This window comes from Enterobacter sp. RHBSTW-00175, assembly GCF_013927005.1.
Taxonomy (GTDB): Bacteria; Pseudomonadota; Gammaproteobacteria; order Enterobacterales; family Enterobacteriaceae; genus Enterobacter.
In genome coordinates this window covers 1,661,414-1,675,362 of record NZ_CP055930.1, presented here as the reverse complement: position 1 = coordinate 1,675,362, position 13,949 = coordinate 1,661,414, and the positions used below count along the sequence as shown (strand labels likewise).

15 protein-coding genes are annotated in these 13,949 nt (G+C 56.8%); 9 read left to right on the top strand and 6 right to left on the bottom strand.

Annotation, left to right across the window (positions count from 1 at the left end):
* Window positions 1-10 precede the first annotated feature (10 nt).
* Window positions 11-2,098, bottom strand: coding sequence for a YccS/YhfK family putative transporter (locus HV107_RS08005; protein ID WP_182063484.1), 2,088 nt, complete (start codon window positions 2,096-2,098; stop codon window positions 11-13).
* 57 nt (window positions 2,099-2,155) lie between these two features.
* Complete coding sequence (gene crp, locus HV107_RS08000; RefSeq protein WP_000242758.1) at window positions 2,156-2,788, bottom strand: cAMP-activated global transcriptional regulator CRP; 633 nt, start codon at window positions 2,786-2,788, stop codon at window positions 2,156-2,158.
* Between the two features lie 310 nt (window positions 2,789-3,098).
* Between crp and HV107_RS07995 the strand changes: the two genes are divergently transcribed.
* The gene (locus HV107_RS07995) at window positions 3,099-3,503 is read left to right on the top strand and encodes an OsmC family protein (RefSeq protein WP_010436331.1); all 405 of its coding nucleotides are present in this window, start codon (window positions 3,099-3,101) and stop codon (window positions 3,501-3,503) included.
* A gap of 66 nt (window positions 3,504-3,569) precedes the next feature.
* Here HV107_RS07995 and HV107_RS07990 read toward each other — a convergent pair whose 3' ends face one another.
* From HV107_RS07990 to HV107_RS07980, 3 genes are read right to left on the bottom strand one after another with little or no spacing between them, the layout of a single operon-like run.
* Window positions 3,570-4,439 carry a phosphoribulokinase gene (locus tag HV107_RS07990; protein WP_182062783.1) on the bottom strand — a complete coding sequence of 290 codons (870 nt, stop codon included), beginning with the start codon at window positions 4,437-4,439 and terminating at the stop codon, window positions 3,570-3,572.
* Window positions 4,440-4,470: 31 nt separating this feature from the next.
* On the bottom strand, window positions 4,471-4,689 hold the full coding sequence (locus HV107_RS07985) for a YheU family protein (protein WP_014072081.1): 219 nt from the start codon (window positions 4,687-4,689) through the stop codon (window positions 4,471-4,473).
* Window positions 4,686-5,708, bottom strand: coding sequence for a hydrolase (locus tag HV107_RS07980; RefSeq protein ID WP_014072080.1), 1,023 nt, complete (start codon window positions 5,706-5,708; stop codon window positions 4,686-4,688). The genes HV107_RS07985 and HV107_RS07980 overlap by 4 nt, the downstream gene beginning before the upstream one ends.
* Window positions 5,709-5,936: 228 nt before the next feature.
* On the opposite strand from HV107_RS07980, the gene mdcA reads away from it, so the two are divergent.
* From mdcA to mdcH, 8 genes are all read left to right on the top strand, one after another.
* Window positions 5,937-7,592 carry a malonate decarboxylase subunit alpha gene (mdcA, locus tag HV107_RS07975; protein ID WP_182062782.1) on the top strand — a complete coding sequence of 552 codons (1,656 nt, stop codon included), beginning with the start codon at window positions 5,937-5,939 and terminating at the stop codon, window positions 7,590-7,592.
* Window positions 7,592-8,449 carry a triphosphoribosyl-dephospho-CoA synthase gene (locus HV107_RS07970; RefSeq protein WP_182062781.1) on the top strand — a complete coding sequence of 286 codons (858 nt, stop codon included), beginning with the start codon at window positions 7,592-7,594 and terminating at the stop codon, window positions 8,447-8,449. Before mdcA ends, HV107_RS07970 begins: the two co-directional genes overlap by 1 nt.
* Window positions 8,450-8,458: 9 nt before the next feature.
* Complete coding sequence (gene mdcC, locus HV107_RS07965; protein ID WP_182062780.1) at window positions 8,459-8,758, top strand: malonate decarboxylase acyl carrier protein; 300 nt, start codon at window positions 8,459-8,461, stop codon at window positions 8,756-8,758.
* A complete protein-coding gene (locus tag HV107_RS07960) occupies window positions 8,751-9,584 on the top strand; it encodes a biotin-independent malonate decarboxylase subunit beta (protein ID WP_014072077.1) in 834 nt (277 codons plus the stop codon). Before mdcC ends, HV107_RS07960 begins: the two co-directional genes overlap by 8 nt.
* Window positions 9,584-10,384 carry a biotin-independent malonate decarboxylase subunit gamma gene (gene mdcE / locus HV107_RS07955; protein ID WP_220458431.1) on the top strand — a complete coding sequence of 267 codons (801 nt, stop codon included), beginning with the start codon at window positions 9,584-9,586 and terminating at the stop codon, window positions 10,382-10,384. The genes HV107_RS07960 and mdcE overlap by 1 nt, the downstream gene beginning before the upstream one ends.
* A 126-nt stretch (window positions 10,385-10,510) precedes the next feature.
* Window positions 10,511-11,470: an AEC family transporter gene (locus HV107_RS07950; protein ID WP_182062778.1), complete on the top strand. Its 960-nt coding sequence runs from the start codon at window positions 10,511-10,513 to the stop codon at window positions 11,468-11,470.
* A gap of 2 nt (window positions 11,471-11,472) precedes the next feature.
* Window positions 11,473-12,090 (top strand): malonate decarboxylase holo-ACP synthase, encoded by a 618-nt coding sequence (locus HV107_RS07945; RefSeq protein ID WP_182062777.1) that lies wholly within the window; start codon window positions 11,473-11,475, stop codon window positions 12,088-12,090.
* Window positions 12,090-12,986, top strand: a complete 897-nt coding sequence (gene mdcH / locus HV107_RS07940) for a malonate decarboxylase subunit epsilon (RefSeq protein WP_182062776.1) — start codon at window positions 12,090-12,092, stop codon at window positions 12,984-12,986. The genes HV107_RS07945 and mdcH overlap by 1 nt, the downstream gene beginning before the upstream one ends.
* Before the next feature lie 24 nt (window positions 12,987-13,010).
* Here mdcH and HV107_RS07935 read toward each other — a convergent pair whose 3' ends face one another.
* A complete protein-coding gene (locus tag HV107_RS07935) occupies window positions 13,011-13,943 on the bottom strand; it encodes a LysR family transcriptional regulator (protein ID WP_182062775.1) in 933 nt (310 codons plus the stop codon).
* Window positions 13,944-13,949 lie beyond the last annotated feature (6 nt).

Genomic DNA, 13,949 nt, shown 5'->3' with positions numbered 1-13,949 from the left:
CGGACGTGATTCAATACGGCGTGCGTTTTAATACCCGCGTTAACCAAATCCCGTGATGCGGACGCTGACGCCATGCCACCGACGAAATGGTGTGCATGGTGCTCAGATGCCCCAGGATGCGCTGCAAATGCTGCTCCAGGGTGCTCATTGGGCCAAGCGTCAGTGTTTCCGGTGCTTCAAGAATATTCGAATCTCCTGCTTCTCCCGGCGCGTCGTACTCCAGGCGCTGCTGACATCGCTGCAAGGCAATCTCACAGGACTGCAAATAGCGCTGCGCCAGATCGGGTGTCAGCATCGTGTGCTCGCGTGCAAGCGTGGTCATGGCGTTAATGTGCTCGACGATAAACTGGCTGTGCGTCACCCACAGTTTCATGTCTGCCAGATAGTGGGAATTAAAGCCCGGCTCCTGCATCGCCTGGTTCAGTGAGTTAAACAGGGCGTTATGTGCCTGGTTAACCTTCATGCGCTGATACGCCAGCGGCGAAGGCTGTGGATCATCGCTCAGGATCAGGCGTATCGCCTGTTGATCTGCTTCCAGCGCATCATGGGCGTTCTGGCGCAACAACCCGCTTTGCCACTGGGGCCAGAGCCAGACCAGGCCGCCAAAGGCAATCAGGCAGCCAATCAGGGTGTCGACCAGGCGGGCGAGAATAAACTGTTCGCCATTGAGCGTGAGCAGTTGCAGGGTGTATACCGCAGTGACCGTAAAGCCCACCATCGCCCAGCCATAGTTCTTGCGAATAATCAGGTAGCTCACCATGGTGACAGCCAGCATCCCCAGCAGCGTATAGCCTTCCGGTACGTGAAAGTGCAGCGTCACCCCGGCAATGATAAGCCCCGCGATTGTGCCACCTGCCCGGTGCAGAATGCGCACCCGCGTAGCACCGTAACCGTTCTGCGTAACAAACAGCACGGTCATTAAGATCCAGTACGGTTTCGGTAAGTGCAGCGCGACGCCCATCAGACTGGCGGTGCTAAGCATCACGCTGATACGCGCGGCATTACGCAGCGCGGCAGATTTCAGTGACAGATAGCTTTTCAGGGCTGGCAGCAGCGGCAGACGCTTTTGTTTATCGGCCATCAGGTCACGGGGGTAAAGTGGCCGCTGAGTCCGCAGGACACGGGCGATGCGGCTGAAGTGCCACGCCGCAAATTGGCCCACCGGGTTTTCCGCGTGCTGATGGGCAATTTTCTCCAGCGCCCCCAGCTGTTTGTCCATGTTAAAACGCGTGGGATAGCGGTGATACAGGATATCGTCAGCGAGAATGCGCAGGCGCGCTGCCACGGTTTGGGCGTTCCAGCGGATCACCGCCTCGGCGTGGCTACGTTCGACCAGCTTTTGCACCTCCTGCGGATGATGCAGGCTCACAGAGATATGTTCCTGTAAATCCAGACCGACCTGGAAGATACGCAGCAGTCGCTTATAGTCATGATTTTTATTGGCGGCGAGCATGTGCAACTGCTGATAACACTGGCTAATCAGATCGACGACTTTTTGCTGGCGCGCCAGCAGCGGCGGCAGCGATTTTTCCGGATCCGTATGCTGAGTGAGCAGGGTGTACTTGGCTTCGCAGTAGTCGGCAAGCTGCACGTAGAGCAGGCTGAGCGATTCGCGCAGCGGTTGTTCGCGCCACAGGCGGAACCAGATCCAGTTGAACACGCCGTACCACAGGGTTCCCAGCGCGTAGATGAGTAGCGGCTCCCACACCGGCATATTCCCGGCGAGGCTCAGCGTGAAGATGGCGGCAATCAACGACGCGGGCAGCAACCGGGCATGTAGCGCGCTGATTTCAGCGGTCACGCCAAGCGTCATGGCCAGTACGGTCAGGATCAGGGGAAGCGGAATATCACGGGCAAGCAGCAGTTGTACAGCGAGGCTACAGCCTGCAAACAGACAGCCGCCAATAATCAGGCGCTTGAAGAAACGTTTATGCGGTGTGTCCAGACCTGCAATGTTGCAGCAGGCAGGAACCAGGGAGAACAACAGACCCTGTTGCAGATGGCCCAGCAGCAAACCCACGGCCACAGGAAGGCACAACACCAGCGTTTGTCGCAGTGCGTAGTTAACTTCCGGGTGATAAATTAGCCTGCGCCACATGGGGAGTAGAGACAAAAACGGCGTGACACCTTGCGATGGCACGCCGTTTGACCGGAATTAACGTGTTCCGTAAACCACGATGGTTTTACCGTGGGCGGAGATCAGGTTCTGGTCTTCGAGCATTTTCAGAATACGGCCCACTGTTTCACGGGAGCAACCCACGATCTGACCAATTTCCTGACGGGTAATTTTAATTTGCATTCCGTCCGGGTGGGTCATCGCGTCTGGTTGTTTCGCCAGGTTCAGCAGAGTCTGAGCGATACGGCCCGTTACGTCCAGGAAGGCGAGGTTACCCACTTTCTCAGACGTGACTTGCAGGCGGCGAGCCATCTGCGAAGAAAGACGCATCAGGATGTCAGGGTTAACCTGAATCAGCTGACGGAATTTCTTGTAGGAGATTTCGGCCACTTCACACGCGGTTTTTGCACGAACCCAGGCGCTACGTTCCTGGCCTTCTTCAAACAGGCCCAGTTCACCGATGAAATCGCCCTGGTTCAGATAAGAAAGGATCATTTCTTTCCCTTCCTCATCTTTGATCAGCACTGCCACCGAGCCTTTGACGATGTAATACAACGTTTCCGCTTTTTCACCCTGGTGAATCAGCGTGCTCTTCGATGGGTACTTATGAATGTGGCAATGAGACAAGAACCATTCGAGAGTCGGGTCTGTTTGCGGTTTGCCAAGCACCATGCGCTGTTATCCTCTGTTATAAGCTGTCACCAGAGTCATAAGATGCATCCAGACTCTGGGGTTGCAATCGAATTCTTACCCATACCCTGGGAAGTCGGCTGTCGTAATAGTCGCAGCCAGTAAAGTTTGATGTCCTCTGCATACATGTGTAACGTCAATGTATTACTGTAGCATCCAGAGTGTTTTAGCATAGCTTTTGTCGCGTGTCTCCTGGTGTCTCGCTTCAGCATGATGCAGGTCGCCTTCCGTTGCGAGAAATGTAACGTACGCGTAATCTGTCACCAAAAATGCAACGTTGGAGTTAATGAATATGCAAGCGCGTGTGAAATGGGTTGAAGGTTTAACGTTCCTGGGCGAATCCGCTTCCGGACACCAGATTTTAATGGATGGGAACTCCGGCGATAAAGCACCAAGCCCAATGGAGATGGTGCTGATGGCGGCGGGTGGTTGCAGCGCAATTGACGTGGTGTCGATTTTGCAAAAAGGTCGTCATGACGTGACGGATTGCGAAGTAAAACTCACTTCTGAACGCCGTGAAGAAGCACCACGCCTGTTTACGCACATCAATTTGCATTTTATTGTGACCGGCAAAGAGCTGAAAGACGCTGCGGTATCACGTGCGGTGGATCTTTCTGCGGAGAAATATTGCTCCGTGGCGTTAATGCTGGAGAAAGCGGTAAAAATCACGCATTCGTATGAAGTGATCGAGGCTTAATGCAAGGGGCATCATACGCGTTGATGCCCTCACCCTAACCCTCTCCCACGGGGAGAGGGAAAAGGATCACGCGATCTGCTTCCCTTCCATCAACCGCTGCACCAGCGGTGACATAATCAGTTCCATCGCCAGCCCCATTTTCCCGCCCGGCACTACCAACGTATTCATATGCGAAATGAATGAGCCTTGCAGCATGGCCAGCAGCCAGGGGTAATCAATGCCTTCGAGATTGCGGAAATGAATAACCACAAAGCTTTCGTCCAGCGAGGGAATGCTTTTGGCCGCAAACGGGTTGGAGGTATCTACCGTCGGCACGCGCTGGAAGTTGATGTGGGTGCGTGAGAACTGCGGCGTCAGGAAGTTAATGTAATCTTCCATCGAACGAACAACCGAATCCATCACCGCTTCGCGTGAATGACCGCGCTCGCTGGTATCGCGCGTCAGCTTCTGGATCCACTCCAGGTTCACAATCGGCACAACGCCGACCAACAGGTCCACGTGGCGCGCCACATCATGCTGCGTGGTCACCACGCCGCCATGTAATCCTTCATAAAATAGCACGTCGGTAGGTTCGGGAAGAGGCTGCCAGGGGGTGAATGTCCCTGGTACCTGATTCCAGGGAACGGCTTCGTCATAGGTGTGCAGATACTTCCGCGACTGGCCTTTGCCGGTCTGTCCGTATTCTTTGAAAGTCTGCTCCAGCAGACCGAAATCGTTGGCATCTGGCCCAAAATAGCTGATGTGTTTGCCGAGATCGCGAGCTTTGCGGATCGCCATATCCATTTCAGGGCGGGTGTAGCGGTGAAAGCTATCACCTTCTACCTCTGCGGACCGTAAATTCAGTTGCGCGAAAATCTTGCGAAAGGCGAGGCTGGTGGTGGTTGTACCCGCACCACTTGAGCCTGTAACGGCAATAACCGGATGTCTGGCAGACATAGCAACTCCCTGACTGGAATAGTGTTAAAGGTCAGTCGTGAAAGGCATTGCGGGGCATGATATTGACCGTTTCGTGCAGCTCAGACCATACCAGCACCACCTCGCCACTTTTGAGCTGGCGCTTTACATCGTTGACCTTTTGTTCAAGCGAACGTTCTTGTTCACCATAATCTGTGCCTTCGCGTAATACAAAGCTTTCAATAAGATTATCGAGCGTTTCGGGCGCCAGATCCTGCCAGGGGATAATCATTTTTTACCGTCCAGAAAAGCGGTGAGCCAGGCTGGAATGCGTGTTTCCAGCCACATCTGCGGGCGTCTGAGCGTACCACCCACAAAGCCAACATGACCGCCATGTTCAGTCAGTTGGTACTGCACGTTGGCGGGCAGAAATTCCTGCGCGGGGATGGAGTGATGATCCATGAACGGATCATCTTTCGCATGGATGATAAGCGTCGGTTTGGTGATTTTGCTCAACAGTGGCATGGCGCTGCACTGGCGATAGTAATCTATCGCATCGGCAAAACCGTGAATTTTGGCGGTGATCAAGTCGTCGAACTCGCGAATACGACGCACCTTCTTCAGCTGACGCAGACTTACCGGCAGAGTGTCCGGGTAGGCTTTGAGCTTACGCGCGGCATTGGCTTTCAGCAGGTTGAGCAGATAACGCTGATACACCCGGGAAAAGCCTTTTTCCATATGGTAGCTGCACTGCTCCAGCATAAACGGGGCAGAGACAATCACCGCAGCGTCCAGAGGAACCGTGTCACCCTCTTTCGCCAGCAGGCAGGCCAGCATATTACCTCCCAGCGAATAGCCCACGGCCGCCGTGGGCACCGTACCAAAATTGTCACTCAGCCAGTGTAAAAACCAGGTGCCGTCTTCGGTTTCGCCTGAATGGTAAATGCGCTTCTGGCGATTTGGCTCACCGCTGCACCCGCGAAAATGCATCACCACGCCGAGCCAACCATGCTCTTTCGCCGCCTGGATCAGACCATGTGCATATGGGCTGTACAGGCTGCCTTCCAGACCGTGAAACACCACCAGACGGGGTTTATGTTTAGCCTGCTCCGGCTCTTCGCTCCAGGCAAGATCCAAAAAGTCCCCGTCCGGCAAATCCAGACGTTGCCAGTGTGGGGTGAACTGCACCTTGCGGCGGATAAGGCGCGGCAACATGGTCTGCAAATGGCGATTGGCTACGCCACGCATGGGCACAAATTCTGCGCTCTCTTCGGCTGCAATGTCGAAGTCTGATGGGATGATTTGGGTCATAACGGCGATGCTGATTCTTGTCAGTTATTTACTATACCTTCCGAATTGTACCCCGTTTAGCCTGTTTTTCCGAAACATGAACTGATCCCGATCACAAATATTTACGCTGATTATTACTCTCAGGCTAATGATTAGACTCTACGCTTAATTGATGCCTTTCTCACCAGGGCGCACACTTTATTCAGCGTTAGGCAAATCAAAATGATTAGCTGAATCAGGAGGTTAATAATGTTATCTGGGCAAACACCCACCCGGCAATGGAACACGCGACGCAGTGAGAAAGCGCGTCGTCTGGCATCCGTACCGGTGCAGGGCAAGGTACTGCCAACCGGCGATCTTGTCGCCATGCTGGAAAAACTGATCGCCCCTGGCGACAAAGTCGTCCTGGAAGGCAACAACCAGAAGCAGGCGGATTTCCTTTCTCGCTCACTTGCTGAAGTGAACCCGCAAATCGTCCACGACCTGCATATGATCATGCCAAGCGTCGGGCGTAGCGAACATCTGGATATCTTTGAGAAAGGTATCGCCCGCAAGCTGGACTTCTCCTTCTCCGGGACGCAAAGCCTGCGTATCTCGCAGCTGCTCGAAGACGGGCAACTCGAAATTGGTGCCATCCATACTTACATCGAGCTTTATTCCCGCCTGTACGTCGACCTTTCGCCAAACGTGGCGCTGATTGCTGGTTTCAAAGCCGACCGCAAAGGCAACCTCTACACCGGTGCCAGCACCGAAGATACTCCGGCGCTGGTAGAGGCCGCTGCCTTCCATGATGGGATTGTTATCGCGCAGGTTAACGAGCTGGTGGACGACGAGTGTGACCTGCCGCGTGTTGATATTCCTGGCTCCTGGATTGATTACGTTGTCGTAGCTGATAAACCGTTCTTTATCGAACCGCTGTTTACCCGAGACCCGCGTCTGATCAAGCAGGAACACATCCTGATGGCGATGATGGCGATTAAAGGCATCTACGCGGAACATCAGGTGCAGTCCCTGAACCACGGGATTGGCTTTAACACCGCTGCGATTGAGCTGCTGCTGCCCACCTACGGCGAACAGCTCGGTCTGAAGGGAAAAATCTGTAAACACTGGACGCTGAACCCGCACCCTACGCTTATTCCGGCAATTGAAAGCGGCTGGGTGGAAAGCGTGCACTGCTTCGGCGGCGAACTGGGAATGGAAGAGTATATCCGCGCCCGTCCTGACGTCTTCTTTACCGGTGCTGACGGCTCTATGCGGTCCAACCGTGCCTTCTGCCAGCTGGCGGGTCAGTACGCGGTGGATATGTTTATCGGTTCTACCTTGCAGGTTGACGGTTACGCCAACTCCTCAACGGTCACGCGTGGTCGTCTTTCCGGCTTCGGCGGCGCGCCAAACATGGGTCATGACCCGCACGGTCGTCGTCACGCCACGCCAGCCTGGCTGAACATGATCACCGAGCCTGACCCAATGCAGCGCGGTAAAAAACTGGTCGTGCAAATGGTCGAAACCTTCCAGGCCGGTGTGAAACCCACCTTCGTGGAAAAACTCGATGCCGTCGAGGTGGCTAAAGCCTCCGGGATGCCACTGGCACCGGTGATGATCTACGGCGATGACGTTACCCACGTGCTCACGGAAGAGGGGATTGCCTACCTCTATCGTGCGAAAGACCTCGAAGAACGTCGCGCCATGGTGGCCGCAGTTGCCGGTATCACCGACATCGGTCTGGGCGTTGACGCTAAACGCGTGGCGGAACTGCGCCAGAGCGGCAAAGTGGTTTACCCGGAAGATATGGGTATTCGCCGCACCGACGCCACTCGCTCTCTGCTGGCGGCAGGTAGCGTGTCTGACCTGGTTGAATGGTCCGGCGGTCTTTACAACCCACCTGCGAAATTCCGGAGCTGGTAATGAAACTTCTGCCCCAGATTCAGGTTGAAGGTGGTGCCGAATGGCTGGCGCGAACCGCCACGCAGTGTCTGATTGACGAAGCACGTTTAAGCCCGAAACCCGGTCTGGTGGACAGTCGGGGGAACGGCGCGCACCACGATTTATCGCTTGCGCTGATGGAGCGCTCTGCGCACAGCCTGACCTCCACGTTTCAGGTGCTGGCGCAGCACAGCTGGCAGCGTCCGGCAGATATTGCGCTTAGGCAAACCGTCGGGCGGCTTGGCCGCGAAGGCGAGCAGCAAATGATGGCCGCAACCGGTGGCGTGAACACCCATCGTGGCGCGATTTGGGCGCTGGGATTGCTGGTGAGCGCGGTAGCGATGCTGGGCGGCGATGCAAAGGCAAATGTCGTCGCTAACACCGCCGCGCAACTGGCAAAACTGCCGGACGATGCCGCACCGAAGGTGTTCAGTAAAGGCTTGCGCGCCACGCATCGCTACCGTGTGCCAGGCGCACGCGAAGAGGCTCAGCAGGCCTTCCCGCACGTTATGCAGCGTGCGCTGCCACAGCTTCGTCTCAGCCGTCTTAATGGCAGCAGTGAAGTTCAGGCCAGGCTCGATGCACTAATGGCCATCATGACGTCGCTCACCGACACCTGCGTGCTGTCGCGCGCCGGGATGGAGGGGCTGGACGCCATGCAGGACGGCGCGCGTGCGGTGCTGAACGCCGGAGGTTGTGCAACGACTGCGGGCCAGCAGGCGCTGGCAAACCTGGATCGTCAGATGCTGGCGCTTAACGCTTCACCGGGCGGCGCTGCTGACCTGCTTGCCGCCACGCTGTTCCTCGACCGTATCGAGACGCCAAATTCAAAGCATTAAGAGGATGTTATGGAAAAAATCACATTGACCGTGCCAGCCAGCCGCGCGTTACGCGGCAGGGCGCTGGCAGGGGTTGTCGGTTCCGGGGATATGGAGGTGCTTTTCACCGCCGAACCGGGCCAGACGTTAACCATTGATATCACCACTTCCGTCGACAACAGCCGTGGTCGTTGGGAAGCCTTGTTCAGCCGTCTGCAAACCGTCAGCAGTCTGCCTGCCGGCACGTTGACCATCCACGATTTCGGCGCGACGCCGGGCGTGGCGCGCATTCGTATCGAACAGGTCTTTGAAGGGGTGAGCCATGCGTGATGACAGCAGCTTTATCGAATTAAAAGCACGCCAGCGTGCGCAGGCGCTGCTGGATGACGGCAGCTACCGCGAACTGCTGGATCCGTTTGAAGGGATTATCTCGCCGTGGCTGGGGCCACAGGGCATTGTTCCACAGGCCGATGACGGCATGGTGGTGGCGAAGGGCACGATCAACGGTCAACCTGCGGTTGTGGTCGCCATTGAAGGTGCGTTCCAGGGCGGCAGCATGGGCGAAGTGTCCGGTGCCAAAATGGCGGCCGCGCTGGAACTGGCGGCGGAAGATAACCGCAACGGCATTCCGACTCAGGCGGTGTTATGCCTCGAAACCGGCGGCGTGCGCTTGCAGGAAGCCAACCTTGGCCTGGCGGCGATCGCTGATATTCACGCCGCGATTGTTGACCTGCGTCGCTACACCCCGGTCGTCGGGATTGTCGCCGGTACCGTGGGCTGCTTCGGCGGGATGTCCATCGCGGCGGCGCTTTGTAGCTATCTGATTGTGACCCGTGAAGCGCGTCTTGGCCTGAACGGCCCGCAGGTTATCGAGCAGGAAGCGGGGATTGAAGAATACGACTCCCGCGACCGGCCGTTTATCTGGAGCATGACCGGGGGCGAGGTGCGCTACCAAAGCGGGCTGGTGGATGCGCTGGTCGGTGACGGGATCAACGCGGTGAAAGGTGCGATGAACGACGCGATTGCCAAAGGCGTTCCGGCCAAACATCGCACCGATAACTATGACGATTACCTGAACCGTTTGACGCATTTCGACACCCGCAAGCAGGCCGATGCCGAACAGATTAACGCGCTTTTTGCCCGGGAGGTGAAATGATGAGTACTTCAATGAGCCGTGGCGAACTCTGGCTGGACACCCTCGCCCCGAACGCTAAACGTCTGGAAGGGTTATGCCCGTCCGTGCAGGCAGCAGATGGTGAACTTAACGGTGAAGCGGTGCGTTTTGTGGCCGTTGTGCCGGACGCCAACAACCATTTCCCGCGTGCGGCGCAAGGTGAGGTGGGTCTGCTGGAAGGCTGGACCCTGGCAAAAGTGGTGAGCGAAACCGTAGCTGCCGATGCGAACAACGCCGTGAAACGCCCGATTGTGGCGGTAATTGACGTCCCGAGCCAGGCCTATGGCCGTCGTGAAGAGGCGTTTGGTATTCATCAGGCGCTGGCCGGTGCGGCTGCTGCGTATGCCAACGCGCGTCTGGCGGGCCACCCGGTGATTGGGCTTATCGTCGGTAAAGCGATGTCCGGTGCATTTCTGGCGCACGGCTACCAGGCTAACCGTCTGATCGCCTTCAATGACAAGGGGGTGCTGATCCACGCGATGGGTAAAGAGTCAGCCGCACGTATCACGCTGCGCACCGTCGAGGCGCTGGAAAAACTGGCGGCGACTATTCCGCCAATGGCGTATGACATTAGCAACTACGCCACGCTGGGGCTGCTCTCTAACCTCCTGGACATCAGCAACCCGGATGCACCATCCGATCTCGATCTGACGCAGGTGAAGACCACGCTGCAACAGGCCATCAATGACGCTCGTCAGGACACCACGTTAAAAAATCGTTTGGGTGCTGATAACCGTCGCAGCTCTGCTCTGGTACGCGAACGTATGCGAGCAAGCTGGTAAGTAAATTAAGACCTGCCAGAGAGGCATAACCCCGTGGGCGCATCCCTTGCGCCCGCGTGGGAACCTGCATCCTGAAAAATAATAAACATCGCACCAGTGCTAAAACTTTTTTAATACAGGTGATTTATGACTTACGTAATTGTTCATGCTCTTGCACCGATTTTCGTCATCATGCTGCTGGGATTCTGGGCCGGTAAGGCAAAGATGGTCGATAACAAAAATGTGTCCCTGCTTAATATCTTCGTGATGGATTTTGCGTTACCTGCCGCGCTGTTCAGCGCCACCGTACAAACGCCGTGGACCGGCATTGTGGCTCAGTCGCCGCTGATCCTGGTCTTGACCCTGGCGATGTGGATTACCTATGCGGCCATTTACTTCCTGGCGACCAGCGTCTTTAAAAAATCTCCGCAAGATGCCGCGGTACTGACGCTCACCGTTGCCCTGCCGAACTACGCCGCGCTTGGTCTGCCGATTCTGGGCAGCGTGCTGGGTGAAGGTTCTTCGACATCGCTCTCCGTCGCGGTTTCCATCGCCTGTGGTTCAGTGCTGATGACGCCGTTCTGCCTGCTGATCCTGGAGCGCGAAAAAGCGCGTGCCGAAGGGAATAACACCGGCTCAACGCTCTCTATGCTGCCGGTGCTGATGTGGCGCTCGATTAAAAAGCCGATTGTGATGGGCCCGCTGCTGGGGGTGATTTTATCTGCCATCGGCATCAAAATGCCGGAACTGGTGCTGGCGGCCATCAAACCACTGGGACTGTCCGCAACCGCTGCCGCGCTGTTCCTGACCGGGGTGATCCTCTCGGCGCGTAAGCTGCAGATCAACACCATGGTTATTACTTCCACTATTGCCAAGCTGCTGATCCAGCCAGCGATTGCCTGGGGTATTGTGCTGATTTTCGGTCTGCACGGCTCCGTGGCAATTACCGCTATCCTGATGATTGCGCTGTCTGCGGGCTTCTTCGGCGTGGTGTTCGGTAACCGCTTTGGTGTGCAGTCGCCGGATGCTGAAGCCGTGCTGCTGTTAAGTTCCGTACTGTGTATCCTGTCGCTGCCGCTGTTTATCTCGCTGACTTCAGGAATGTAATCATGACCACAACATTACGCCCACACGACCTCATCTGGCTTAGCGCGCGCAATGCCCTGGAAGGGATCACCGAATCCTGGGTGGATGCTGCCTGGCATATCGGCCTGCCGGTCGTGGTGCGGCGTGATGTTGATAACAATGGCCGTATTCCCGTTGGCGTGCGCGGTCTGCGCCGCGACCAGCGTGCGGCCGGGTGGGTGAAGCCCGAAAACGTCCTCCGCGTCGTTACGCCTGAGGCGTTGAGCGTGACGGCCGATCTGCTGCGCTCTCCGTTTGTTACCCAGCCACCGGTTCAGGTGGCGCTGCAGCTTTCTCAGCAGGCGTGGCCGTGGGCGTGGGGTATTACCGGCAGCACAGGCTATGCGCTGGCGACCGGCATTCCGGTAATACATGCCGACAGCGATCTTGATCTGCTGATCCGCGCCCCTGAGCCGATTTCCCCTGATACTTTTACCGCCTGGCAGTCGCAGCTCAGCCGCGCATTGTGCCGGGCGGATACGCAGGTTGATACGCCGGAAGGGGGCTTTGCGCTGGCAGAGTGGCTGCGTGACGGAAAAATACTGCTGAAAACCCGCCGTGGACCGCGCCTGGTGGCGGATCCGTGGCACAGGGAGGAGTGATGAAAATACTGTTTACCTTTCCGGGACAGGGCACGCAGCATGAAGGGATGCTGCAAAATCTACCGGGAACGGTGCTGGCTCAGGCCCGCGAGGTACTGGGGGCCGAAATCGATACGCTGGACAGCGCAGCCTCGCTAACCCACACCCGCGCGGTGCAGCTTTCGCTGCTGATTGCCGGTGTTGCCTGGGCGCGCGAGCTGGAACGTCGTGGGGTTTTCCCGGATATCGTCAGCGGGCTGTCTATTGGCGCTTACCCGGCAGCGGTTATCGCGGGTGTGCTGGAATTTACTGACGCACTGAAGCTGGTGGCGCTGCGCGGTGATGTGATGGAGCAGGCTTACCCGCACGGTTACGGCCTGACGGCAATTATGGGATTAACCCTGCCGCAGGTTGAAACGCTGATTGAAGGCACCGGAACCTATATTGCGAACCTGAACGCTGAAACACAAATAGTGATTGCCGGAACTGATGAGGGGATGGCACAGGTCGCGGCGCGCGCGCTGGCGTGCGGGGCAAGTAAGGCACATCGGCTGGCGGTGAGCGTGCCGTCGCACTGTGAGTTGCTGGCAATACCGGCACAAAAGCTGGCGGCGGCGTTTGAATCCGTCATGCTTTCACGCCCACGCTGTGCATACCTGAGTGGCAGTACCGGGCGCGTGCTCTGGCAGCCGGAGAAGATCGCGGATGATCTGGCGATGAACATGGCGCGAACCGTGCGCTGGCAGGAGGCGGTAATTTCCGCTAACGAGCGTGAAGCACGGCTGGCGATAGAGATGCCACCCGGTGGCGTGCTGACCTGTCTGACGCGGCAGGCCGCCTGGGAAGGGGAGTCTATTTCACTGGAACGCAGCGGCCTGGATGTGGCGGTGCATTTGGCGGGTAGGCTTCAGCGGTAAGCGTAGCGCCACCAGGCAATAACATCAGGTACCTTCTTGCAAACTACGCGCATACATCCGCCCTTCGGCGGCTAATGCGCGCAGGCTAGGGTCCTGCTCGCGGTTACGGGCAAACACAATGGCGATAAGCTGCTGCATCTGGTACGGCTGCGCCAGCTTCAGTAGCTGTACTGAATTCTCATACACTTTCTTCATCCTGCCCGGCATCAGCGTGAAGCCGACACCTGCCTGCACCAGACTGAGCATGGAGAAAATGTCATTCACGCGGGTCACGATTTCGGGTTCAAATCCGGCGATATGAAAGGCTTCCTGAAAGCCTGCATACGTGGCGAAGCCTTCCGCCAGCGCGACAAATTTCTGATCTTTATAATCACGGAGATCCGCTGGCCCGCGGGTATTCAGCGTGGCGGACGCCGGGGCGGCAAGGAAAATATCGTCATGGAACAGGGGCAGGACTTCAAGGCTGTTACGGTCGATATCGCTTTCGGAAATCGAAATTAACACGGCGTCCAGCGCGCCTTCATCCAGCAAATGCAGCAAGGTTTCGTTAGAGCCCATCGTCAGATCCATCTCCAGATCCGGACGGCGTAGCTTCATGCCCATTATCAGGCGCGGCACAGTTTCCAGCGTGAGCGAGTAGAGTGTGCCCACCCGCAGCCTTCCCTGGCCGATCCCGGCAATTTTGCGCGACTCTTCCACCCCGCGCGCCATTACCTGCATCACTTCCTGGCAATACTCCAGTAGTGTCCAGGCGGACGGAAGCGCAATCAGGTTACGCCCCTTGTGGGTAAAGAGCGGGCAGCGTACGTTTTCTTCCAGCGTATGCAGCGCGCGGTGCACGCTGACGCCGCTGAGGCCCAGAGTTTCGGCGGTACGCGCGATATTGCCCTTCTCCATGAACGTCATGAAGATGCTGAGTTTACGGAATGTAATATCGCTCGTGGTATCGAAACTCATAACTCT

Bases quoted from the DNA above. Each gene is read 5' to 3' on its own strand.
- HV107_RS08005 (WP_182063484.1), bottom strand. From the start codon at position 2,098: ATGTGGCGCAGGCTAATTTATCACCCGGAAGTTAACTACGCACTGCGA.
- crp (WP_000242758.1), bottom strand. From the start codon at position 2,788: ATGGTGCTTGGCAAACCGCAAACAGACCCGACTCTCGAATGGTTCTTG.
- HV107_RS07995 (WP_010436331.1), top strand. From the start codon at position 3,099: ATGCAAGCGCGTGTGAAATGGGTTGAAGGTTTAACGTTCCTGGGCGAA.
- HV107_RS07990 (WP_182062783.1), bottom strand. From the start codon at position 4,439: ATGTCTGCCAGACATCCGGTTATTGCCGTTACAGGCTCAAGTGGTGCG.
- HV107_RS07985 (WP_014072081.1), bottom strand. From the start codon at position 4,689: ATGATTATCCCCTGGCAGGATCTGGCGCCCGAAACGCTCGATAATCTT.
- HV107_RS07980 (WP_014072080.1), bottom strand. From the start codon at position 5,708: ATGACCCAAATCATCCCATCAGACTTCGACATTGCAGCCGAAGAGAGC.
- mdcA (WP_182062782.1), top strand. From the start codon at position 5,937: ATGTTATCTGGGCAAACACCCACCCGGCAATGGAACACGCGACGCAGT.
- HV107_RS07970 (WP_182062781.1), top strand. From the start codon at position 7,592: ATGAAACTTCTGCCCCAGATTCAGGTTGAAGGTGGTGCCGAATGGCTG.
- mdcC (WP_182062780.1), top strand. From the start codon at position 8,459: ATGGAAAAAATCACATTGACCGTGCCAGCCAGCCGCGCGTTACGCGGC.
- HV107_RS07960 (WP_014072077.1), top strand. From the start codon at position 8,751: ATGCGTGATGACAGCAGCTTTATCGAATTAAAAGCACGCCAGCGTGCG.
- mdcE (WP_220458431.1), top strand. From the start codon at position 9,584: ATGAGTACTTCAATGAGCCGTGGCGAACTCTGGCTGGACACCCTCGCC.
- HV107_RS07950 (WP_182062778.1), top strand. From the start codon at position 10,511: ATGACTTACGTAATTGTTCATGCTCTTGCACCGATTTTCGTCATCATG.
- HV107_RS07945 (WP_182062777.1), top strand. From the start codon at position 11,473: ATGACCACAACATTACGCCCACACGACCTCATCTGGCTTAGCGCGCGC.
- mdcH (WP_182062776.1), top strand. From the start codon at position 12,090: ATGAAAATACTGTTTACCTTTCCGGGACAGGGCACGCAGCATGAAGGG.
- HV107_RS07935 (WP_182062775.1), bottom strand. From the start codon at position 13,943: ATGAGTTTCGATACCACGAGCGATATTACATTCCGTAAACTCAGCATC.